This window comes from Psychrobacter sp. Choline-02u-9 (genome assembly GCF_002836505.1).
Lineage (GTDB): Bacteria > Pseudomonadota > Gammaproteobacteria > Pseudomonadales > Moraxellaceae > Psychrobacter.
In genome coordinates this window covers 30,878-55,164 of record NZ_PJBF01000046.1, presented here as the reverse complement: position 1 = coordinate 55,164, position 24,287 = coordinate 30,878, and the positions used below count along the sequence as shown (strand labels likewise).

At 42.7% G+C, this 24,287-nt stretch carries 22 protein-coding genes; 10 read left to right on the top strand and 12 right to left on the bottom strand.

The window, feature by feature from the left end:
- Positions 1-119 precede the first annotated feature (119 nt).
- Positions 120-1,184 (top strand): disulfide isomerase DsbC N-terminal domain-containing protein, encoded by a 1,065-nt coding sequence (locus CXF69_RS05955; protein WP_102078214.1) that lies wholly within the window; start codon positions 120-122, stop codon positions 1,182-1,184.
- 153 nt (positions 1,185-1,337) lie between these two features.
- Here the strand turns inward: CXF69_RS05955 and CXF69_RS05950 are convergent, their stop codons facing one another.
- Complete coding sequence (locus CXF69_RS05950) at positions 1,338-1,988, bottom strand: DUF2939 domain-containing protein (protein WP_102078213.1); 651 nt, start codon at positions 1,986-1,988, stop codon at positions 1,338-1,340.
- A 43-nt stretch (positions 1,989-2,031) separates the two neighbouring features.
- Here CXF69_RS05950 and CXF69_RS14560 point away from each other — a divergent pair, with 43 nt between their 5' ends.
- From CXF69_RS14560 to CXF69_RS05935, 4 genes are all read left to right on the top strand, one after another.
- Positions 2,032-2,160 (top strand): hypothetical protein, encoded by a 129-nt coding sequence (locus tag CXF69_RS14560; RefSeq protein WP_265089150.1) that lies wholly within the window; start codon positions 2,032-2,034, stop codon positions 2,158-2,160.
- A 251-nt stretch (positions 2,161-2,411) separates the two neighbouring features.
- Entirely contained in the window at positions 2,412-3,548 is a 1,137-nt protein-coding gene (gene dnaJ / locus CXF69_RS05945; protein ID WP_057757637.1) for a molecular chaperone DnaJ, read from the top strand.
- Between the two features lie 173 nt (positions 3,549-3,721).
- Positions 3,722-4,552, top strand: coding sequence for a 4-hydroxy-tetrahydrodipicolinate reductase (gene dapB / locus CXF69_RS05940; RefSeq protein WP_102078212.1), 831 nt, complete (start codon positions 3,722-3,724; stop codon positions 4,550-4,552).
- A 77-nt stretch (positions 4,553-4,629) separates the two neighbouring features.
- On the top strand, positions 4,630-5,556 hold the full coding sequence (locus tag CXF69_RS05935; RefSeq protein WP_228706746.1) for a hypothetical protein: 927 nt from the start codon (positions 4,630-4,632) through the stop codon (positions 5,554-5,556).
- 77 nt (positions 5,557-5,633) lie between these two features.
- Here CXF69_RS05935 and CXF69_RS05930 read toward each other — a convergent pair whose 3' ends face one another.
- The 9 genes from CXF69_RS05930 to erpA form a co-directional block, all read right to left on the bottom strand.
- Positions 5,634-6,809, bottom strand: a complete 1,176-nt coding sequence (locus CXF69_RS05930; protein ID WP_102078237.1) for a type III PLP-dependent enzyme — start codon at positions 6,807-6,809, stop codon at positions 5,634-5,636.
- A 146-nt stretch (positions 6,810-6,955) separates the two neighbouring features.
- Positions 6,956-7,510, bottom strand: coding sequence for a peptide deformylase (gene def, locus CXF69_RS05925; protein ID WP_102078211.1), 555 nt, complete (start codon positions 7,508-7,510; stop codon positions 6,956-6,958).
- A gap of 234 nt (positions 7,511-7,744) precedes the next feature.
- Positions 7,745-7,999: a GlsB/YeaQ/YmgE family stress response membrane protein gene (locus CXF69_RS05920; protein WP_102078210.1), complete on the bottom strand. Its 255-nt coding sequence runs from the start codon at positions 7,997-7,999 to the stop codon at positions 7,745-7,747.
- A 281-nt stretch (positions 8,000-8,280) separates the two neighbouring features.
- Positions 8,281-8,982 (bottom strand): IS1 family transposase, encoded by a 702-nt coding sequence (locus CXF69_RS05915; RefSeq protein WP_102078209.1) that lies wholly within the window; start codon positions 8,980-8,982, stop codon positions 8,281-8,283.
- A gap of 169 nt (positions 8,983-9,151) precedes the next feature.
- Entirely contained in the window at positions 9,152-10,633 is a 1,482-nt protein-coding gene (gene mpl, locus CXF69_RS05910; protein WP_102078208.1) for a UDP-N-acetylmuramate:L-alanyl-gamma-D-glutamyl-meso-diaminopimelate ligase, read from the bottom strand.
- A gap of 261 nt (positions 10,634-10,894) precedes the next feature.
- On the bottom strand, positions 10,895-11,533 hold the full coding sequence (locus CXF69_RS05905; RefSeq protein WP_102078207.1) for a copper resistance protein NlpE N-terminal domain-containing protein: 639 nt from the start codon (positions 11,531-11,533) through the stop codon (positions 10,895-10,897).
- 442 nt (positions 11,534-11,975) lie between these two features.
- A complete protein-coding gene (locus tag CXF69_RS05900) occupies positions 11,976-12,488 on the bottom strand; it encodes a disulfide bond formation protein B (protein ID WP_102078206.1) in 513 nt (170 codons plus the stop codon).
- Positions 12,489-12,593: 105 nt separating this feature from the next.
- Positions 12,594-14,168 (bottom strand): glutamate--cysteine ligase, encoded by a 1,575-nt coding sequence (gene gshA / locus CXF69_RS05895; protein ID WP_102078205.1) that lies wholly within the window; start codon positions 14,166-14,168, stop codon positions 12,594-12,596.
- A gap of 352 nt (positions 14,169-14,520) precedes the next feature.
- Complete coding sequence (erpA, locus tag CXF69_RS05890) at positions 14,521-14,901, bottom strand: iron-sulfur cluster insertion protein ErpA (RefSeq protein WP_057757666.1); 381 nt, start codon at positions 14,899-14,901, stop codon at positions 14,521-14,523.
- Between the two features lie 661 nt (positions 14,902-15,562).
- Between erpA and CXF69_RS05885 the strand changes: the two genes are divergently transcribed.
- Positions 15,563-17,584 (top strand): ATP-binding cassette domain-containing protein, encoded by a 2,022-nt coding sequence (locus CXF69_RS05885; protein WP_102078204.1) that lies wholly within the window; start codon positions 15,563-15,565, stop codon positions 17,582-17,584.
- Between the two features lie 72 nt (positions 17,585-17,656).
- On the opposite strand, the gene CXF69_RS05880 is transcribed toward CXF69_RS05885, so the two are convergent.
- A complete protein-coding gene (locus CXF69_RS05880) occupies positions 17,657-18,019 on the bottom strand; it encodes a septal ring lytic transglycosylase RlpA family protein (protein WP_102078203.1) in 363 nt (120 codons plus the stop codon).
- Positions 18,020-18,518: 499 nt separating this feature from the next.
- Here CXF69_RS05880 and CXF69_RS05875 point away from each other — a divergent pair, with 499 nt between their 5' ends.
- The 4 genes from CXF69_RS05875 to CXF69_RS05860 all read left to right on the top strand — a co-directional run bounded on the left by CXF69_RS05875 (position 18,519) and on the right by CXF69_RS05860 (position 22,810).
- Positions 18,519-19,010, top strand: a complete 492-nt coding sequence (locus CXF69_RS05875; RefSeq protein ID WP_102078202.1) for a DUF3015 family protein — start codon at positions 18,519-18,521, stop codon at positions 19,008-19,010.
- Between the two features lie 209 nt (positions 19,011-19,219).
- A complete protein-coding gene (locus tag CXF69_RS05870; protein WP_180952621.1) occupies positions 19,220-21,208 on the top strand; it encodes an Lnb N-terminal periplasmic domain-containing protein in 1,989 nt (662 codons plus the stop codon).
- Between the two features lie 152 nt (positions 21,209-21,360).
- The gene (locus CXF69_RS05865) at positions 21,361-22,386 is read left to right on the top strand and encodes a DnaJ C-terminal domain-containing protein (protein WP_102078200.1); all 1,026 of its coding nucleotides are present in this window, start codon (positions 21,361-21,363) and stop codon (positions 22,384-22,386) included.
- A 100-nt stretch (positions 22,387-22,486) separates the two neighbouring features.
- Positions 22,487-22,810 (top strand): chaperone modulator CbpM, encoded by a 324-nt coding sequence (locus CXF69_RS05860; protein ID WP_102083164.1) that lies wholly within the window; start codon positions 22,487-22,489, stop codon positions 22,808-22,810.
- A gap of 81 nt (positions 22,811-22,891) precedes the next feature.
- On the opposite strand, the gene sstT is transcribed toward CXF69_RS05860, so the two are convergent.
- Positions 22,892-24,094, bottom strand: coding sequence for a serine/threonine transporter SstT (gene sstT / locus CXF69_RS05855; protein WP_102078800.1), 1,203 nt, complete (start codon positions 24,092-24,094; stop codon positions 22,892-22,894).
- Between the last annotated feature and the right edge of the window lie 193 nt (positions 24,095-24,287).

Genomic DNA, 24,287 nt, shown 5'->3' with positions numbered 1-24,287 from the left:
CCAATTCCAAAAAGCTGACTAATCAGAAAATGTATTGCTACCTTTCAGTGAGTGGTAGCTTTGGAATTGGTCTTAATATTGAAAACTGCCATTATTAAAAACCAGATAGGAATCTCTCTGTGACACTACCTGTATGTAAGTCCGCTAGCCTAATCAGCGTCATGCTATTAGCAACCACTGCTTGCGCTCAGCCAAGTTCAGCGGATGCTAATAGCAATAACGTAACGCAAAGCACTACAAATTCGCAATTAGCTCAAGCAGTGAGTGCGACTGTTGATAAGCGATTGCGCCAAGTACTGACCCAAGCAGGCATCAAAACAAAGATTACTTCTATTGTGCCATCCAAACTGCCCAATATGTATCAAGTGAATTTGGCTGGCCAGTTGCCGCTGCACATCACCGAAGATGGTCGTTACGTCATTCAGGGTGAGCTACAGAAAAACCCAAGTAAGCAAGTTGTCACCAAAACACCAGTACGTAGCACGAGTACGCAAGTAGGCAAACCTGTCAGTGCCTCAGTCAAATCGTCTATGCTAGCAAATATGGCGGCGCTTAAGAGCATGAGCGCGAAAACACCATTCTTTTATACCGCAGTACCGGGGGTCATCTGGGGCGCAACCCTAGAAGGCGTGCCGTTTTTACTATCAGATGATGCGCAGTATATTACCGATGGTGAAATATCAGTCATCGAAAACGGTCAATTTATCGGCCTCGATGAGAACTTTGAAAAACATAAAAACCAGTCGGTGTTTGCGTCATTGGACAAAAGCCAGCTGATTACTTATCCAGCGACCACTACTGAGAGAGCCGTTATCTATGTGGCAGATGATGTGAACTGCCCTTACTGCCGCCGCCTGCATCACCAAGTGCCATCACTCAATGCAAAAGGCGTGACGGTCAATGTCATCGGCTATCCGATATATGATGCGTCACCGAAGCAGATGCGTGGTATCTGGTGCCAAGCGGATGAAGACAGTCGTCGTCAGGCATTTGACAAAGCGATGCTACAGGGTGAAATGACGCCTGCATCAGCAAGTTGTACAGTTGACCATGTGACACCCAATCGTGAAAAAGCAGCTGGACTCGCGGTAATGGCGACGCCTGCAATCTATCGTGAAGATGGCGTGCTATATCAGGCGAGTTTTGAAAGCCCAGAATTTCTAGAATTCTTGGGTGTTGAATAATCGACTGGTATGGTTGGGTGTTCTAGCAATTCAAAACTTTAAGATATTGGACTGCTAAACAATGTAAAAAAACCGCCTTATGAATCAGTTCATAGGGCGGTTTTTTTGGTTCTATTCAGACATTTTTGCATCTCAAAAGCTGTCTTAAATAATTTATGGTAAGACAATATCAATAATTTTCCAATTGATAAGCCCTTCACGCTGCATCTCGATAGTGAGAGGGTAGCCTTTTACCTGACCACTAATACTAAAGCAGTTGATACCGCAGTAGCTAAGCGTTGGCTTTTCACTGTCATTGCCTTGGGCGACATGCTGTTCAAGTTCGGCAGCTTGTTTTTTCATGACTTGCTGCATTTGGCTTTTGACCACGGCATCGACATCACCACGCTGAATGATTAAGCTCTGAATTAGGTTTTTCAAGTCAACTTGATCGCTAGCGATGGCCCATGCTGCGGCTAGCTCTTTGGTTGCTGTATTGGCTTGACCTTGGGTATTAATCACTTTTTCGATATTTTGCGGAGTGATAGCCCCTTCAACTGCCTGCGCGATAAAACCATTCGCGGCTTCGGTCAACGGCTCACCGCCCAACTCAGAAATTAGTGGGTACTTAGTCATTGTCGTCGCAAATTGGCTGGTTAGCTGATTTTGGACGCTTGGTCGCACTTGCTCATAATCAATAGCCGCTGCGATAGTGGCACCGTCTTTATCGTCATAAGCGTTTTTGAGCTGATAAGCACTGTAATAAGGCGAACCTGCATACACTGCTACCGCAATGATGATTAATAGAATAACCAGCTTTTTCATAAGACTTGATACCTTGTCGCAATCGTCATCACTATGAGTATAAATGACCGTAGATGTGGCGGTAAATATTAGCACGACTGGGCATCGCTCAGGTACGAAAAGCTTTGCAGTAACCTTAATGAATCGTTTGGCTTTTGCCGCAGCGATGCCAACTGCTAATTTCATCATTTAAGAGCTTGATAAATCAGCAGACCATCTCCATAAATAGCGCAAACTTTTTATAATTGATTTGGCTAAGCAGCCTTCACCGTATTTGTTGGTTAAGTCTAAGCATTATGGTTCTATGGCCTAGTGAGTTGTTATGTTTCATGTGAAACATTATACATATCCACTAGCTAAGAATCACGAATAAGATTAAGACAGTTATCAATTGAGCTGATGATTTGACAAGCCGGTGTGGCTGTAAAGACGATAGGAGAGAGCATGAGTAAGCGCGATTTTTATGAAATATTAGGTGTCAGCAAGACCGCTGACAGCAAAGAAATTAAGCGAGCCTACCGTAAGCTTGCCATGAAATACCATCCAGATCGCAACTCTGATGATCCTGATTCGGAAGACAAATTCAAAGAAGCTTCAATGGCTTATGAAGTATTAAGCGACGAAGAGAAACGTTCAGCCTACGACCGTATGGGCCATGCAGCCTTTGAAAACGGCATGGGTGGCGGCGGCTTCGGCGGCGCAGGTGGTGGCAACTTCCAAGATATCTTTGGCGATATCTTTGGTAACTTCGGTGATATCTTCGGTCAGCAGCGTGGCGGCGGCGGTGGGCGTTCGCGTCGCGGCTCTGACTTGCGTTATGTGATTGAGCTGACATTAGAAGAAGCCGTACGTGGCTGCAAAAAAGAAATCAGTTTCACGGCTCCTGCGCCTTGTGATACCTGTGATGGTAAAGGGGCAAAAAATGCGTCTGATGTGGTCACCTGTCAGACTTGTCATGGCCAAGGTCAAGTACGTATGCAGCAAGGTTTCTTTGCGGTACAGCAAGCTTGTCCTCATTGCGGCGGTACTGGTAAACAGATCAAAAACCCTTGTTCGGACTGTCATGGTAACGGCGTAAAAGACAAATCACGCACGTTAGAAGTCTCTATCCCTGCAGGCGTCGATGATGGTGATCGCGTTCGTCTAGCAGGCGAAGGCGAGGCAGGCGGCGCTGGCGTACAAAACGGCGATCTATATGTCGAAGTACGCGTCAAACAGCACAATGTCTTTACCCGTCAAGGCGCTGACCTATATATGGATGTACCAGTAAGCATTACTGATGCAGCATTGGGCAAAGAAGTCGAAATCCCAACCTTAGATGGCAAAGTAAAAATCAAAGTGGCAGAAGGTACGCAAAGCGGTAAGTTACTGCGTGTACGCGGCAAAGGCGTAACGCCAGTCCGTACTACCATGAAAGGTGATTTGATTTGCCGTGTGGTTATTGAAACGCCAGTGAATCTGACTCGTGAGCAAAAAGACTTGCTACGCCAATTCCAAGACACGTTGGATGACGATAGCAAGCATCAACAGTCGCCGCATAAGAAGTCATTCTTCAAAAAAATCGGCGACTTATTCGATTAAGAAATAATCTAACTAAGTAGCTAGTATTAAACTAAGCCCAAAGGTTTCACATGAAACCTTTGGGCTTTTTATTGATGGTATAAAAAGCCATTCATGTGATGATATTTGCTAAACTTACGATAAATGATAGTCAAAAATAGTTTCACTAAATATAAAACATCTAAGGTAAAAACATGAGCGAACAAGTAAATAATAAATCTATCAATGTTGGGGTAATTGGTGCAGGCGGCCGTATGGGTCGTATGCTTATCGAGGCAGTACAGAATAACCCGCAAACTACATTAAAAGCAGCAATTGAGCGTCAAGGGTCTAGCCTAGTTGGAGCAGATGCCGGCGAAGTTGCTGCTATCGGTCATTTAAACGTGCAAATCGTTGATGACTTAGCCGCTGTGATTAACGATATCGATGTACTGATTGATTTTAGCTTGCCTGATGCCACTGAAGAAAACATGCAAGTTTGTGCTGAGCATAATGTTGCTATGGTCATCGGTACCACAGGATTCAATGAACAGCAAGAACAAGTGCTGGCAAAAGCAAGTGAGAAAATCACTATCGTATATGCGGGCAACTATTCGACAGGCGTCAATTTATCATTGAAGCTACTCGGTATGGCTGCCAAAGCGTTTGGTAATGATGCTGATGTAGAAATCATTGAGGCACATCATAAGCATAAAATTGATGCGCCTTCTGGTACGGCGTATATGATGGCCGAAGCCGTCGCGGAAGCGCGTGGACAGAACCTAAAAGACGTTGCTATCTATGGCCGCGAAGGACAAACTGGCGAGCGCGAATCTGGGACAATTGGTATTCACGCAGTACGTGGTGGCGAAATCGTAGGTGATCATACTGTGATGTTTATCGCAGATGGCGAAGTGGTCGAGATTACCCATCGTGCACGCGCGCGCATGACATTTGCCGCTGGTGCAGTACGTGCCGCAACTTGGGTTGTTGAGCAGGAAGTAGGTCAGTACAACATGCAAGATGTACTTGGATTAAGTGACTAACGACTATTTATGGTTGACGGTCAAGTTTAGCGTTATAACTGATGGCTCGATGACTTAATAGCAGCAAGGGAGTAGGTATGAATAGCATTAAACGTTATATTAGTCATAGACTGATTGGTGCTGTTTGTACCATCAACCTTGCAAGCCTATCAGCCTTTGCATTGAGTCTAACGGTTCTACCAATTACCGTACAAGCCAGTACTTCTCAAACCTATGTTATCCATACTTATAGCGGGGCTAATTTGTTACCTGCAGTTAGGCAGCAATTAAATAGTAGCGCAGACGGTGGTACAGTGACTACCTATCAAGATAAATTGGTACTGCGAACGACGGCACGCAATTATCAGGCGGTACAGCAATTGTTGTCTCAGATTGACCGTCAGCCACAGGCATTGACGGTCGCCGTACGTGTTGGCAATAGTAGTAGCAGGCAAGGTAGTATTCAGCAGGGTCAGGTTATTATTACCAATCGTGGTATTCAAGGTGCAGGGATTATTAGTCAACGTAGCAGCCAGCAGCAGAGTAGTAATCTATATCAAGTACAAACGTTGTCTGGCAGTGCGGCGAGCATCAGCACAGGTACGCTCTACTCGCTCACCCAAACCTATAATCCTAATAATCATTCAACTTATCATCGTTCAGCTAACGATAACTTCAAACCACAGATCGTGATTCAGCAGCAAATACTACTGCCAACGACACAAGGTATTGCCGTCACACCAAGACTGCTGCCTAATGGACAGGTGGAAGTACAACTATCCCAAGTGGAAGAAAGGTTAGTGCAGCCGAATTCACCTTATAATCAAATGAGTTCTACTAACAATTCTACTAACAGTGCTAGCAATGCTATTCGGGGTCAAAGATTGAACAGTACGATTATCGTGCCACGTGGGCAGTGGGTGACGATTGGCCAAGTTTCACAAAACTCAAGCAGTAGCGCCAGTAACGGTAGCCGAACTATTAATAACAATAATAGCGTGCCTATTTCTTTAAGAGTTGACTAGTTATTAATTCATTACGCACAAAAAAGCGCGACACGGGTATTAACCGTGCCGCGCTTTTTTGTGAAACATTACAAATACTAGTCAATATAAACCACTTCGAGCGGTGGAAAACCATTGAACTCTACCGATGAGTAAGAGTTGGTATAAGCACCAGTAGTGAGCCAGTAGATTTTATCACCAATCTCAAGCTCTTCTGGTAGCTGATAGCCTGCTTCTTCATACATAATATCAGTTGAATCACAGGTTGGGCCTGCCAGTACTACTGTACCTTCGCTGGTAGACGTTTCCATCTTGGGCGTATAGACAGGGTACTTGATAGCTTCACCTAGCGTCTCGATTAAGCCTTGGAATAGACCAACATCGGTATATACCCAACGAGTCAAATCGGTATCAGACTTACGAGAGATCAGTACCACATCACTGACCAACACGCCCGAACCACCAACCAACGAACGACCCGGCTCTAAAATAATCTCCGGCATTTCGTCATCATTATAGTCGTCAGTCAGATAGCTGGTAATCTCTTCTGCATAGACTTTAATAGGGTTAACTTCGCTGATGTAATTGGTCGGGAAGCCACCACCCAAATTAATCATTTGCAGCTTGATACCTTCTTCGTTCTTCATCCAGTCAAACATATATTTAACTTTAGATAATGCATCATCCCATGCAGCGACGTCTTTTTGCTGGCTACCGACGTGGAACGAGATACCATAAGGAACCAAGCCAAGCTCGCGTGCTTGAACCAGTAGGTCGATTGCCATATTAGGATGGCAACCAAACTTACGTGATAATGGCCATTCTGCTGTCTCTGATCCTTGCACCAAGATACGCACAAATACTTTAGAACCTGGAGCGTGTTTGGCAATGTTTTTTAGATCCGCTTCTGAGTCAGTCGCATATAGATCGATGCCTTTCTCAAAAGCATATTTAACATGTTCAGCTTTTTTGATGGTGTTGCCATACGAAATACGAGATGGCTCAACGCCGCAACCAAGCACGCGATCAAGCTCATAAATAGAGGCACAGTCAAAGTTTGAACCAAGGTTTGCTAGTAGATCGATTACTTCCACCGCCGGGCTAGCTTTCATTGCATAATGCAGTTTTGCATTAGGAAACAGGCTTACCATTTCGTGGTATTTGGTTTCGATACGACTAAGGTCAACTACTAAGAAAGGCGTCTCGCGACCTTCAGCAGCCTTGGTAAATTTCTGCCAGCTGGCAGGTTCAAAATATTGGTCAATTTTGATCATTGTCATAGTAGTAAACCTTTTGTGGAAACTGTATCGGTTAGAAAAATTATCGCCAAACAGTGAATGCTAAATATTAACACCCACTGTAGACGTAACTATGTGAAGGATAAAGACGAAATAAAAAGATAAGAATAAAGAGTAGGGCTTTAAGAATTGACGGCTTGTGTCTGTTTTTCTGCTGATTGAGATTCTTGCTTTTCACGTATTTTAAGAACTTTGCGGACTTTATCACGAGCACGAGTCTGTTTAAGACGAGACAAGTAGTCAACGAAGATTACGCCATTTAGGTGATCCATTTCATGTTGGATACAAACAGCAAGCAATCCTTCAACTACCTCATCGATGACCTCACCGTTACCGTCTAACGCTTCGATACGGACTTTATTAGGACGCTCGACTTTGTCATAGACATTAGGTACAGATAAGCAGCCTTCTTCATACGGTTGCTTTTCTTCTACCAGTGGCGTGACTTTTGGATTGATAAAAACTCTAGGAGAGCTTTTGTCTTCAGACAAATCCATAACGATAAGCTGAATATGATGATCCACTTGACTGGCTGCAAGCCCAATGCCTTGAGCATCATACATCGTCTCGATCATGTCTGCGATTAAGGTTTTGATTTCAGCAGTCACTTCCTTGACAGGCTTGGCGATAGTACGCAAGCGAGGATCTGGGTAACTTAAGATAGGGAGTAGTGCCATAACGCTCACCTCAATGATAAGGACAAAATAGGGTTGATATTATAAGATAAATGGGGACAAAAGTAATGCTTATCAATACTTTCGCAGTCATATGATGCTATATGTATATAGAAAGACTAAATTTCGATGATAAATGGCATAAAAAAGCCCTGCTTAACGCAAGGCTTTGTTTATATAGTATTTTAATTAGCTAGTAATTAATTTATGACCAAGCTATGCACAGCTTATAACTAATTATGCACGGCGTTTGTTTACAATCATTTCATATAAGAACAGTAGGATAATTGCACCAATTACTGAGAATATAAGACCAGTGAAACCGCCATCAGCGTTAATACCGATTAGGCCAGCTAGGAAACCACCTAGCATTGCACCAACGATACCCAATACGATAGTCATAACCCAACCCATAGGGTCATTACCTGGTTTGATAGCACGTGCTAATAAACCTGCGACTAAACCTACAATAATCATCCAAATAAAGCTCATGTTATTCTCCTAATATTATTAATATTTATAATGTGTTACAAATTTTGATAAATCTATTGTAAACACTCCTCGGACGCAAAAGTAAGCATAAAATGTTACTACTGTAGGGGCTATGTGAGGAAAAAGTCCGATTTGCTATTGAGTAAGAGCAATAAGTAAACGAAAGGTTACAAAGGTAGCAGTGGTGCTAACAGCGTTTATCAACGTGGTACTTGTAAGGCTGAATCCATATAATTAAGATATGTAAATATTAGGGTGGTGTTCTAAAAAGTATGCTGGCATCAGACGTAGCCATAATTGACATAAAAGAACACCAGATCAAACACTTTTAAGTGATTATCGAGCTTCTTAGAGAAACAACAGGTTCTTCTAACGGCTCGTTTTAGTCGGTGTCTAAGACGGCAGTTATTGCCTTCTATGCCTACCGTATGCTGTTTGCCAATTCGTTTGTTATCACTTTTAAAGGCGGTTATAAAACTGTCCCAGTTGTCCATACTGATAGAGCCATAGCTGACTGTAAGCTGCTTTAAACGTGCTCTTAACTTCTTAGCCGTTTTTAGGTCACGTTTGCCCCAGACATAAGCGACAATCTCATTAGTAGCACGGTCATAAGCGTAGATGAGCCAGACTTTACGCTTCTTGCGATACACGTAAGTCCAGAACTCATCAACCTCTAAGCGTTCATAATAGCGCTTCTTAGGCGCGATCTTATAAACAGATGAGCCTATGGTGCCAAGTACTTTACCAATGCTAACCTTGGCTATAACGGCTATGTCTCTAACACCACAACCTCGGACAGTCATCAGTCGTATGAGATCTTCTATTCTAGAGTGACAGCCGTTATAGGTTACTGCATGATCGCCAATAAACTGACGTTTGCAGTCCTTACATTGGTAGTTCTGCTTGCCATAGCTTTTTATGCCATTTTTCTTTAGACTAAGACTGTGACAGTCGGGGCAATTGATCTGTATTTGTGTCTTCATAACCTCAAATATATCATCTTGCTTTGACTGTCACCCTTCCTTTATTACCCCAGCATACTTTTTGATACACCACCAATATTAGAAATAAAAAACGCAGCCATCTATTAGATGAGCTGCGTTTGTATAGAGAAAAATAAGAAAAGCTATTTCTTGATTCTAGCTAAAAGCGTTAGCCATTATGCAATGCGGTTAATAAACGCTGATGAATCCCTTCAAAACCGCCATTTGACATAACCACAATCGCATCACCTGCTTTTGCATGACCGCTGATATGCTCAATGATAGCATCAATGCTTGATAGCACTTGTTGGTTGCCGATAGAGTCGCTAGTAGACTTAGCTTGTTCGATGACCTCTTTTAAGCCCCATTCTAGACCAGTAGGCTCGTACCATAATGTGTAGTCAGCAAGTGCCGCTGATTGAGCCAAGCTGTCTTGATGAATACCCATTTTCATGGTGTTGCTACGCGGCTCAATGATAGCCCAAATGAGTCTATCAGACAGCTTCTTTTTGGCACCATCCAATGTGGTCGTAATAGCCGTTGGATGATGGGCAAAATCATCAAAGACTAAGATATCATTGACGTCGCCGATCAGCTCCATCCGGCGCTTGATACCAGCGAAATCTGATAAGGCAGCACAAGCAGTCTCAACACTGACGCCAACATCATAGGCCGCAGCCACAGCAACTAAAGCGTTATTGACGTTATGGATACCGCTCATTGACCAGTTTACGATAGCAGTTGCCTCTTCATTAGCGGCAAAACTGACTTTGAAATGGCTACCGTCTTCTTGAATTAGCTCAGCCTGCCAATCGCTACTATCTTTTAGAGCACGCGCATTTTCGCTAATATCAGCTAAAGTAGAGTCGATGACAGCAGTACGCCAGATAGGTGTCCAAACCCCTTTCGCTAGCGTATCTTCTAAACTAATGGTCGCGGCTGGCATGATGATTTTGCCAGTGCTTGGAATCATACGCACCATATGGTGGAACTGAGTTTGTATCGCATTAAGATCTGCAAAGATATCCGCATGATCAAACTCAAGGTTATTCAAAATAGCAGTACGCGGACGATAGTGAACGAACTTCGAACGCTTATCAAAAAACGCAGAGTCGTACTCATCTGCTTCAATCACAAAGTAACCGGATTTATCATCAGAGCTTTTATCAACTCCCAAGTAGCTGCTGTGTGCAAACACTTGCTGTAAGTGCTCGTCAGTCGTATCAACCAATGGTACACCGCCAATCAAAAACCCTGCATCGATACCAGCATAATGTAATATCCACGCAAGCATAGTCGTGGTTGTGGTCTTACCATGCGTCCCTGCAACAGCGATTACGTGGCGTGACTGCAATACTTGCTCAGATAAAAACTGCGGACCTGAGGTATAGCGCAAGCCATTATCTAGCATATACTCAATCACATCCATGCCGCGCTTCATCGCGTTCCCAACGACGACTAAGTCTGGCGTTGGTTGCAAGTGCTCTACTAGGTAGCCCTCTTCGATAGTCACGCCAGCATTTTCGAGCTGAGTGGACATAGGAGGATAGACATTGGCATCTGAACCCGTGACCGTATGTCCAAGCGCACGTGCTAGCAATGCCAGTGAGCCCATAAAAGTACCACAAATACCAAGGATATGAATATGCATAGACGTTCCGTACGCGCTTGAATGAAAAGAATAGAAAGCGGATAAAATAAAGTATGAGGTGCCTAGCTGTCATCAGTAAAAATAAACGCTTTGATAAACAATGACCAACACATCAGCTGGGCAAACAAGCAATCATTGTAAAGTAAACCCTGTTCGATGACCAATAAAAAACGCCTAACAAGTAGGCGCTATGTAGCTAATGTAATTTGGCTGTTTTAGTATGTAGAGATACGCCAGCTAACAGTCAGCATGATGACGTTTTTATTTGCGAGATAACGTATAGTCATCCTCTAAATTATCGTGCTCATCGATCCGTATCAAATGATTGTCTTGGATATGGTAGGTCTCGATATTTTTCCCTTCATAGACAATGGTGATTTTATCATTGTCTTGTCGGTAGATGCCCGATTCGAGTAGAGGTGTTTTTGGTTTTTCAGGATTATGATAATAACTTGTTTTTAGTACGGAACCATCAGCGAATAAGTTCAATGTGACATCGATACTGTCGCAATCTGTACAAGAGACCATGCCGCCATAATCGCCCATCAATGTTGCTTGCAGCATACTGCTTTTCGCTTCTGATCGCTCCATAGAGCTGTCTGCATAGGTATCTTTATTTGACTGAGCAGCAGCAATTAATGATTGCCCTTCCACCATTTCGCCTGTTTCATCATCATTCGCTAGCTCAGCATTTCTAGCATTGTCATCTTGCAATGATTGTGAAGCCTCCTGCGATTCAGAACCAGTCGACGCGAACGTCGATACCATGTCTTTATCGGTATTGGACGAGGCACTATCACAGCCTACGAGTAGCACGCATAGTGATGCTACCAGTAACGAAGGACGCCACCGTTTTACGATAGCAAGCGTAGTAGAGCGAACGGGAGCAAAATATATCATGGTCATACCAAAAACAGTTTTTAACAAGTATTTTTCAAGCTCATCTATACTATCGACAACGTAAAGCCATTGTCAAAGATAAGGATAATAAGGCATGGGCGCGTAGTAATAATATAAATTAAGAACTTGATAGCATTATCTTATATTCAAAATACAGATAGCTTATGAGTAGAAAGCGACAAATATCTAATGCTTATCCGTTTATAAGGTAAGCTGACTAAAGATATCAAAGGCTTGAAAATATCTCTGTGGGCTTTTTGTTGTTGGCCTTATATCTAAAAGGCATAAGTTGATATTAGCGATACCTGTTGGTAACGCTAATATGGGTTGTAAGGGCGGGTTAATAGTAGACAAAAAAATAGACATTGTATCGAAGATAGCAATGTCTATTTTAAAAGCGGAACTAGGAAAGAAACCTAACGTCTTATTGAGTCATAAGATACTACTTGGAAGATTTTACGATACGCATTAATATTAAGACATGTACGATCAGCAGCACACTAAATAGAATCAACGACTGCTCAGGGATACTTAATCCCATAAGCGTCCAATCAACAGAGGCGCATTCGCCAGATCCTGCAAATACTTCTTTGAATACTTGTAGGATAGGGAGGGTATCAAGCCAATAGTTCAGTCCTGGACCACAAGAAGGTACTTGGTCAGCAGGTAAATGTTGCAGCCATACATGGCGTGCTGCTACCGCAGTTGCCCAGCCGATACCTACTAGACTCCCAAGCCATAGCAATAGTCTTATCACTTTAGACTTAGGATTAAACAACGCTGATATCAGGGCAAAACCGCCCATGACGATTAGACCCACACGCTGAAAAATACAGAGCGGGCAAGGCGAAAGCCCTAGATGACGCTGTAAATAGAACAGCGCAAAACTCATGCCTATGATGGCCATTATCACCAAAAATACTTGCAGGTTACGGTAAGTGGTTAGCTGTCGCATTGTGCGGTTACTCTTATGGGTTTATCTATAATAGATGTGGCGTAGCAATCCAGATTAAACAGTCAAAATTGCACAGTCAGGACTTAGTAATTAATAACTAGCAACTTAGCGATACTGCTGTAAAAATTCCGCAAAGTCTTCTGTTTCAGACTGCTCAATCTCAGCTTGCTGTAAGATAGATTTTTCTGCCAATACTTCGTATTTAGCTTGAGTATTTGGACTAAGTGTCTGCTGTAATAAAGACTCGCGATGCTGCTGAGCCAACGTAAATCCAAGCTGCCATAAGCTGCCTAAGCGTTTGCTATCGGAATTTACTTGTGCAGAGATAGTCGACTCAGAGTGTCCTGCTTTGCCTTGCATCAATGCTACAGCCGCGCGGTAATCGTTACCACCGTAGTGAGCATCAAGCAATGCAGCAAGCGGCTGCATACGCTCTAAATGCGTTAGCATCCAGCTTTCAAGTGACTGCTCTTGGCCATTATTGATAATATGCAAGTCATCACGGCGACCTTCATTGACCACACGCTCAAGATTGATAGCGAGCGTATCTTCTTCTTCAGGTAGCAGGTCTGGTGAGTCACTGAACAGACAGTACAGCGCCATCACTTCCAAGAAACAAGCGCTAGAGAGGCGAATACCAACATCACTATATGGATCAAGATCGATAGCGCGGAACTCAACATAGGCGATACCGCGACGCTCAAGCGCTTCGGTTGGTGTTTCACCGCTCATTGCGATTTGTTTAGGACGAATAGGGCTGTAGTACTCGTTTTCTATTTGTAGAATATGATTGTTAATTTGGATCGGGTTACCATCTTCGTCTTCTAAGCCAAGCTTAGCAAAGCTCTCGTGCGGCGTTTGAATGGCACGGCGTAGACCATCGACATACTCTGGCAGATAGTTGTAACGGATATCAAGCTGCTCTTGCACGCTATTTGTATAGCCAAGCTTGCCCATACGCAGGCTAGTCGCAGCAGGTTTGTAATAAGTCGAATCATTGAGCAATTCTAAATCGTGCTCACGCCCAGCAACAAAGCAAGGACATACGCTTGGACTTGCACCCAGTAAATACAACACAATGCTGGTCAGTCGCTTAAAGTTGCGAATAAGCCCTAGGTATTTTTCGTTTTTGAACTCTGTCAATGTCTGCTCTTGTGCAGCTGGGCTATGCGCTTGCCACGTCTCAAAGAGCGTATCACCAAAAGATAGATTGTAATGCAGACCAGCAATCGTCTGCATACGGCGACCATAGCGGATACCAAGACCGCTGCGATAAAGGGTTTTTAGCTTACCTGTATTAGAGCTACCATAATCAGCCAGTGGAATATCTTCATCTTTAGAAGACAACATACAGGGCATAGATAGTGGCCACATCAGCTCGCCGTCAGGCATGCCTTGATACACCAATACATGCAATTGACGCAGCATATTGAGTGTCTCTTTTGGCGAAGCTTTTGGTTCGGTGATAAGCTCAAGCAGGCTTTCTGAATAATCGGTAGTAATAAAAGGATGGGTCAATTTTGATCCGAGTTTGGCTGGATGCGGCGTCTGTGCCAAAAAACCATCAGGTTTTACGCGCAGGCCCTCTTTTTCAATACCGCGGAGCATACCCGTTAAATGCTGGCTGTCAAACCAATTGGGAATGTCAAAATTAACAAAGCTACTCGCAAAATTACTCATAATAGTCATCTATTGTTATTTATTATGGCGGATCAAAGCACGATGGGCGTTTGTCCATAAAATAGGTAAATGTTCGGTCAATAATCCCGTCAGTTTAGCTCAAAGCCGTGGTTAAAACCACGAACAATTACAAATACGATAAGCTTTAGGCAACGCGATTTGTGAGGATTTTGACCCTGTTTTTAATACAAATTCATCTCGAATATAGCGTTATTCTGGCCAGATAGTTTGATAAAAAAGCATCTACCTGAGAGATAGATGCTTTGTTCATTATGCCTACCAGCCATTTGACATGGTGTTCGCACACTATCGCATTATCTTGATAATCATAGCGCGACCGCGTCTATTTAGCTTATATAGAGAATGACGAACCGCAGCCGCAAGTGGTCGTGGCATTTGGATTGGTCACCACAAAGCGTGCCCCTTCCAGTCCTTCAGTATAGTCAACGGTCGAGCCTTGCAAGTATTGATAGCTTAGCGAATCGACGACTAACGTCACATCCCCATTATCAAAATTGGCATCGTCTTCGTTTAGATCGTTGGCAAAGTTAAACCCGTAAGAGAAACCAGAACAACCGCCACCTGTCACATAAACACGTAACATAAGATCGCTATCACCTTCTTCTTCGCGTAGACGGCGTACTTTTTGCGCCGCACTATCAGTTAGGCTTAATACGGTTGGGTCTACTGGCTGGCTTGAGCTTGGACTAAATTGGTTGGCTGATTCGTTCATATCTACCTCAGTTGCTAGGATCAAATGCGGTCGTCGTCCTGTTTGGGTTTGCAATAGGGTACTTGCAAATAAAGATACGCACGGCGTTTGATTCAATTGGGTGCTGTCATTATGGCAAAGCTATTGGTGCATTATAAGCTGCTTGTACAATTTCAAAATAGTATTTGTGCCACCACAATATTTTATTGGCTCTATTGATAGTGGGCACTTATCTTTTAGCAGTATATCATAATGGGGGTGCTGTTACGTTTGTCAAGAGTGATGCAACTACTGAGTTTTACTAATGAATAGCAGTGTCCCAATTTTGATATTGTGTTTTTTAAAATAACTGCGTCAATGGGCTAAACCAATAACCAGACTAAAAAATAATAGCGTGTGACTGTATAAAACACTACTTAATAATATTAGGCAGTCTTAAAGCTTATTAGTCATATTACGGTATTTTACGGCCATAACCTTTATAATAGTAACAACCATGTATGAGCTCAAGAGTCGCTTGTACAACATAAGGTGTTTGGCGTAATAAATACTTAGTTTTGAAATAGTTATTTAATTGTTTGCCTATGTGGCAAGCGTTTGAAATAATAGCCGCCAGTTGGCATACCCTATGTGTGTTTCTTATTGCCCTATATCTATATTATTGTTGAGATGAAGAAATTATATGATCGAATTTAAAGACGTTGGTGTTCGCCGTGATGGTCGTGAATTGTTTGCAGGTGCAAGCTTTCAGCTCCATCCAGGTCACAAAGTTGGACTGACGGGCAACAACGGCACAGGCAAATCTACTTTATTTGCGCTGTTACTGACGCAGATGGGTACAGGCGATACAGAAGTCACCCTTGATAAAGGTGAAGTCAGTATTCCTGATAGCTGGCATGTGGCGCACATGGCACAGGAAGTTGGTGCTACGACGCAGTCTGCAATCGATTATGTATTGAGCGGTGATGAGCAGTGGTATGAAATTAATGCTGCGCTAAATGATTTGAGCAGCGTGAGTGATGAGCAAATTGGTGTGCTACACCAGCAGTTCGATGAAATCGACGGATATCGTACGCCGACCAAAGCGGCGCAAATTATGGCAGGTCTTGGTTTTAAGACTAGCCAGCATGAACTGCCAGTAGAAGGGTTTTCTGGTGGTTGGCGTATGCGCTTAAACCTCGCCAAGACCTTGATGAGCCGTGCTGATCTGATGTTACTCGATGAGCCAACCAACCATTTGGACTTGGACGCTATCTTGTGGCTTGAAACATGGATCAATGCCTATATGGGTCTGGTCATTGTCATCTCGCATGATCAGGCGTTTCTAGATGCAACCGTCGGTCATATCCTGCATGTAGAGCAACAAAAAATCACCCTTTATACTGGTAACTATCAGCAATTTATTCGTACCCGTCACGAGCGTATGGCTCAGCAGCAGCAAGCGTTTGAAAAGCAAGAAGCGACTAAAGCGCACTTGGATGACTTTATTCGTCGTTTCCGTGCTAAAGCCAGTAAAGCCAAGCAAGCACAGAGCCGTATTAAGCAGTTGGAGCGTATGGCAGAGCTATCACCAATGATGGCTGACAACCCATTCTCGTTCCAATTTTATGAGCCTGCAAACATGAGCTCACCGCTGATTGAGCTGACCAACGCAGATATTGGCTATAGCGATACACCGCTTCTACACAATGCCAATGTACAGGTAACACCCGATACCCGTCTTGGTTTATTGGGTATGAACGGCGCTGGTAAATCAACGTTGATTAAAGCATTAGTCGGTGAACTTGGCGTACTAACAGGGAAATATCGTGTTTCGGATACCCTAAAGCTAGGCTATTTCAATCAGCATCAAATGGACATCTTAGATGCCAAAGCAACGCCTATAGAGATGTTACGTCGCCTAGCGGGCAAAACCTCTGATGCAATGCTACGCTCGTTTTTGGGTAGCTTTGACTTCCGCGGTGAGCGCATTGATACACCAAGTGAGCTATTCTCAGGTGGTGAGCGTGCGCGTTTGACCTTGGCGTTAATTGTTTGGCAACGTCCAAATGTCCTTGTACTCGATGAGCCAACCAACCATTTAGACTTGCAAATGCGTCAAGCATTGACTATCGCCTTACAAGGCTTTAAAGGTGCAGTGGTACTGGTATCGCATGATCGAGAACTAATTGCCAATGTCTGTGATGAGCTGTATCTGGTACATGATGGCATCATCGAAGAGTTCGATGGCGACATTGGTGACTATGGTAAGTGGCTAGCAGAGAAGCGCAAGCAAGAGAACGCATCAGATAAGAATACCGGTAAGAAAAAAAGTAAAAAAGAGAGTAAGAAGTTCGTTTCACGTGAAACAGATAATAGCAAAGTAAGCAACAAAGCATCTGATAACTCATCAAATAGTAAAGCTGTTACACCTGCACTTAGTAAAGAAGAGCAGCGTAAGCTAGCGGCTGAACAACGTAAAATGACAGCACCTATCCGCCGTGAGATAGAGGAAACGGAAAAGACACTGGCTAAGATTGATAAGCAGCTCGTGACGCTAGAAGAAAAACTGGCTGATACGGAGCTGTACGAAGAGAGCCGTAAGTCTGACTTGCTTGTATTGCTCAATGAGCAAACGGCGCTACAGCAGCAACATAGTGATAATGAAGAAAAGTTACTACTATCAATGACGACTTTAGAAGAGATGGAAGCTAAGTTCGCATAAAGCGTTCTAGATAGTTAGTTATATAAGCAGACATAAAAAAGGGATGGCATAAGCCATCCCTTTTTTATTACATTATTCCTTACGATATTTGCCATCGCCGTACGACAGTATTTCCATCGTGGTCGTACAAAGCTGACAGTTTATTTCACCAGCAGCGGCTTTTGATAAATCAAGGATACGACCTCTAATAAAAGGTCCTCTGTCCGTGATTTTTACAACGACGCTCTGCTTTGTCTTTTGATTGGTTACTTGTACCTTCGTACCGAACGGTAACGTGCGATGTGCAGCGGTTAATGAGTTCATATTGAAAATACTGCCACTCGCTGTGCGCTTGCCATGAAACTTACTACCGTAATAACTGGTATTGGCAGCGAAAACTGTGGTGCTAATTAGTAGCGATAAAGTGACAACCAAAGACTTGATTAAATAAGACATTTAATACCTTTAAGCAATTAATAAAATAGACAGATGCTCTTGCCTACGTTATCTATACTCCCTATGAGTATGAATAATAGGGGATTCTACAAGAGCTAGCTTGTCATATTATTACTGCCGTGTAAAAAACTCATGAGGTCAAATAGCTGTTTTTTAAGGAAAAATACCTATTTTTTAGAAGGAATAACGATGGCGTAGGTACTAAAATTAGACTTATAAAGAGTGATTCTCATAAAGAAGCCGACAAAATACTGTAAAGCCAACAACGCAATATAAATAGGTAATATATAAAGACCAAATCTATCGATATAGCATAATTATCGTTATGAAAGCTCAAATAGAAATAGATAATATAATGTAAAAAAACCTTGCTATATTCTTACTATTTTGTAGAATGCATAAGGTTAAACATTATTCTAGAGTATCTATCAAATGTACTCATGATAAGTTTGATCTTTTATCAAATAATCTATTTTTTATCGTCTTTCGAGGAAGTTTTATGTTGAAAAAAATTGCGATTGCTTCAGTTGTTGCTGCTATGATTCCATTTAGCGCAGCTAATGCCGATCTTGGTTCTAGCTTTAAAACGGCAGAAACTGGTCGCACTATCGAGCAGATTTATAAGCAGTGTGGTATTGGTGGTGCTTTGTTTGGTAATTCTAGCCCTATCTTAGCTATTATCTCTAACGTGACTTGGGATTTAGGTACTACGGCTGCTACTTCTGACTCTATGTCTCCTGAAACTTGCCAAGGTGGTAACGTTAGAGCTGCGGTTTTGATTAAAGAAGCCTTCCCAAGTGTTGAAAAAGATCTAGCTTCAGGCCAAGGTGCTCATTTATCTGCCCTACAAAGTGTTGCTAACTGTGATTCAGCCGCTAGCGTACGCGCACAGTATGGTCAATATACTCAGACTTCTGCCTATCGTACTGCTACGCAAGATCAAAATGCTGAGACGCTATTTAGCATCGTTAAAACAAGCTGTGCTATCTAAAGCTTGTCAGTTTTAAGTTTTGAGTCATCGGTTTAATTATTAAGCTTTTGACTGTTTAATGATAAAAACACGTAAACCTAGTGCTTACGTGTTTTTTATTGCTTATGTGTTTATGGTGCTAATAAAAAATGCAAAAAATATTTTTGTGCGTAGCTTGTTTTGCTGTATCTACTGTCTGTGCTGCTGAACCCTACGTAATGAATTCGGCAATGGATTCGATAGTAGTTGAAGAAAAAGACAATAATGTTTTTACTCACGATGGGAATGCTGATAATAATGAGACTTCTGAACCACGCGTGCTTGCTAACGGACTGGATGTTTCATTAGCGCAAATGCAAGGCATGCGACTGCCTAGTGATAAAACTATCATTGAAAAAAAACGACAACCCAGTAAAAAGACAGCTACCACTTCTGCCAAGCTAAAAGCATTATCTAAGCACTCTCAATGGCAACATTTACTATTTTACAAAAATGGCAAAGCTGAAGTTATTTCACCAGATTTTTATTTAACCAATCCAAAACCACGTTCAAAACGCAATTTTGATCCTTATGCAGAGCTGATGGCAACGATAGAGCAAATGAATAATGAGGGCGTAGTTTGTAAGTATCCAGCCAGATATTTATGGCTTAATCATCATTTACCAGAACTGAACGTCGATCTCAAAAACTGCTCAAAATTACCCGATGCGAATCAAGAAATAAGCCTGATCCTAGTAAGCAGCTATTTAAAAAACCCAGCTTCTTCATTTGGTCATGTACTGGTCAAAACCAACACGTCTATAGATAATATAAATAATACGAACAGTGATGTTAGAGAGCTATCTAGCGAGGACTTACTTAATAATTCATACAACTTCGGCGCTCGTATTCCAGAAAATGAGAACGGTGCAATGTACGCGCTAAAAGGACTATTTGGGTTTTATGATGCTGGGTTTTCAGAGACGGAATTTTTTAAACAAGACGCGGTATACTCCAAGAACGAGCAACGTGATATGTGGGAGTACGTGCTCAATCTAGATGCCTTTGAAACACAATTATTGAACTATCATTTGTACGAAGCAAAGTCTGCTCGATTTGACTATTATTTTATCAAACAAAATTGTGGTTATCGCTCAGGAGAGATACTTGAGCTGATAAGCGACATAAAAACGACTGAGCGAGTAGGTCCTTGGTATGCGCCAGACTATGTATTCGATCAGCTATTAGAACACGACAACGGCGCTGATTCCTTAGTGTCTTCAGTACGCTATTTGCCCTCTGAACAAACGCAACTGCGCGAGAAGTTTGTACAATTATCTAAGCCAATACAAGCCGTCATAAACTCTGTCATTCGTACAGAAAGCACTGCCCCGCTTGCTACTTTAAACGCGGACGATAGGGCGGTTGCGCTTGATTTTCTGATCTTACATCGTACTTATAAAATCACCCAAGACAATACACTGAAGCAGCGAGCTTTCAAAAGCGAATTGCTCAGTCAGCGTTTTGCGCTACCAGCTAGCAATGGTTTGGCTCAGCTGACTGTACCGAACAAACCCTCTCCAGCATTGAGTAACAAAACCACGCAGACTACCGTCGTTTTATCTGACGAGAGGGCAGAAGTTGGTTTATCGTTATTTGTAAAAGACCCACTTAACGCTCATACAGATATTGATAAGCATTTTGAAGCCGTAAAAGTGTCACTGGGTTATAACTTTGATGAGTATCAATGGACATTGACGGATTTCGTATTTTTGGATATGCAGCAGATTGAAGATCTTAGACAACCGTTATCGGGCGAACCTAAACTGTCTTGGCAACTGAAAACAGGCGCTCGTACAGACATGTTTACTGGCAATCGACATAGCCCTTACGCACAAGTTGGCATTGGCGCAGGCGCTAAGTTTGGTAAACATATACTTGGCTATAGTATGGTCAATGCGACGGTCCATGATCAAGATAGACACGCAGATATCGGTATTGAGCTTGGCTTACGTATGAAACGTAATAACCAAAGTGCTGAATTATCTTACGTCACTTCAAAGCGAGAAGGGCGCACTGCTATTGATGTTGCCAAATTGATATTACGCCAGCAGCTATCAAAGAATAACGACGCCAGACTTATAGTGACGTATTCAGACACTGTGATGGCCGATAATAGCGTAGTGTTAGGTGATTCAAATACGATAGATGCTGCTATCGCTTGGCATCATTACTGGTAATATTTATATAACGGTGTTTGTTGTAATTATTGTTATGATGATAAGTAGGCTACAAAAAGTTGCTATAGCAAAATTTAGTAGCCATTTATACCGTATCGTTTGAAATTGGCAGACTGATACCACTAATATGTTTTTATTTTGGGGAAAATAACATGGCAGAGAAAAACTACTATGACATTTTAGGGGTCAAAAAAGACGCCTCAGACGCTGATATCAAAAAAAAATACCGTAAGCTCGTTCGTCAGTATCATCCCGATGTCAGTGATCATCCAGACGCTGATAATAAAATTGCAGAAATAAACAACGCTTACGAAACGATCAGAGATAAAGAAAAGCGCGCCGAATATGACGCTATGCTCAATAATCCATTTGCTGGTCAAAGTAGATCAAGTGGGTTTGGTGGTAGTGGGCAAACTGATGCGGGTCAAGGTGGTTTTCGCTGGGAAGATATCAAAGACCAGTTTGGTGACGGTGAGGCCTTTGGTGATGGTGGTTTTCGCTTCGATGACATTTTTTCAGCATTTGGTCGCGGCGCACGTGGGTCAACTGGTGGACAAACGGGCAGTCGCTCTCAAAGCAGCGGATTTGATCAATTTGGTGGTGGCTTTGGGACGCAAGATAGCAAAGGTCAAGATCAACATGCCGAGATTACCGTTGATTTATCTTCAGTCTATAGTGGCGACGACTATAGTATTAAGTTAAACGTCCCTGTTCGTCAGCCCAATGGCAATGTCGACTACGACAATAAAACCCTTAAGATAAAAATCCCTAAAGGTATCACTGACGGTAAGCAAATTCGTTTAGCAGGGCAAGGTGCTGCTGGTAGCAGTAATGGAAAAAATGGCGATTTGTTTTTGAAGGTTAAAATTCGTCATGATGCCAATATTCGTATAGAAGGTGCAGATGTTTATCAAACTGTGAATATTGCACCGTGGGAAGCGGCACTGGGTGAGAAAATCAACGTCAGTACGCCAGCGGGTACGCTTGGTGTGACCATTCCTAAGAACAGCAAGTCCGGTAGCAATTTACGTCTTAAAGGCAAAGGTATTCCTGCCAAGCAAGCAGGTGACTTGTATCTAACTCTAAATATTGTCAATCCTGATGTCAGTAACGATGCGTCGATACAGGCTTATGAGCAGCTAAAACAAGCCTTTGCGGATATCAATATTAGTCGTTAAACAAGGTTATAAATAACTGTCATTTATTACTGAAGTAATAGACGAATAGCAGAGATGAACACGATACCGATGAAATAAAGAGAAAACGAGGATAATAGCTATGAACCACTCGACTGAATTTACAGACATCATCATGAGCTTAGATGAACTGGTCTCTGCCTGTGGCCAAGAGCGCCAATGGGTCATCGAATTAATCGAAGAAAATATCATTGAATATGATGTGCCAGAGCATGAAAAATTTACTGGTTATCAGCTGACGACAGTGCGCCGTGCATCGCGACTGAGTCGTGACTTTGAAGCCAGCGTACCAGCAATTGGTTTGATACTTGAGCTGTTAGATGAGGTTGAGCAACTGCGCCAACTTAAACGTCAAATAGAGCAGCAAACACCAGTCATCGAAGTTGATATAGACAACCTAAAGTAATCAAATAATCAAAATACCGCATAAAAAAAGGGCCCTTTAAAGGCCCTTTTTTTATATCTATATAAAACACGTCAGCAGAAATTAACGCGAATAAGTAGGATCCGCCGCTGCTGTAAACAACACATCAGTTGAAGAGTTCAAGGCAGTCTCAGCTGAATCCTGAATCACACCGATGATAAAGCCAATCGCAACTACTTGCATCGCGATATCATTTGGAATGCTAAATAAGCTAGCAGCGAGCGGAATCAATAGCAATGAACCACCAGCAACACCAGAAGCACCGCAAGCACTAATCGTAGCAACCAGACTGAGTAGCAGCGCTGATGCAAACGTCACTTCGATACCCAACGTATGAGCAGCAGCAAGCGTTAAGACATTAATCGTAATCGCAGCACCTGCCATATTAATAGTGGCACCTAGTGGAATGGTCACTGAATAAGTGTCTTCATGCAATCCAAGTTTACGGGCAAGGTTCATGTTGACTGGAATATTGGCCGCTGAACTACGCGTAAAGAAGGCAGTAATTCCTGATTCACGTAGACATCTGAACACGAGTGGATAAGGATTTTTGCCAGTTTTGATAAGGACGATAAGCGGATTGGCGACCAACGCAATGAATAACATGCAGCTAATTAACACAATCAAGATACGTGCGTAGCCTGCCAAAGAAGCAAATCCTGTTTCAGCAACCGTGCTAGCGACTAGGCCTAAGATACCAAATGGGGCTAAAGCAATAATCCATTTAACCACTTGTGAGATGGCATCAGCGAAATCACCGACAACATTACGAGCAGTATCACTGGCTTGGCGCAATGCAAAACCAATAATAATTGCCCATGCTAAGATACCAATATAGTTGGCTTCAGCGATTGCATTGATCGGGTTAGCGACCAAGTTCATGAGCAAGTTCGTCAAGACTTCTTTTAGGTCAGCAGGTGGTACTTGTGCGATATCGGCGTTGATCAAGACCAGCTCAGTCGGGAATAAAAAGCTGGCACCGACTGCTGTTAGCGCTGCCAAAAAAGTGCCGAACATGTACATAATAAGCACCGGCTTTACGTAGACTTCATTGCCACTGCGATGTTGACTAATTGCTGCCATAACCAGAATAAATACTAGGATGGGAGCGACTGCTTTTAGTGCGCCGACAAAGAGTGTACCAAGCAACCCTATGGCGGTGCCGATACTTGGCGCCAGCCAACCAATCAATACCCCTAATACCAAGCCAATAATAATAAGCGGCACCAGCCCTATACGCTGATACATCGCAATTAATGAACGCATCTGTACACCCTCAAGTCCGTTAAAAGTAAGTGAATTGTCACAACAGAAAATTTATCGAAGGATGGTAGCATTTTTTGACATATTCGCATACCGCTCATAGCAGTAGCTGTTGCATGCAAATAGAGGAATAGTAGAGTTATACAACTAGTACAAAAAGAATGCAGCACTTATAGGCAAGGGCTAGCTACTCAGA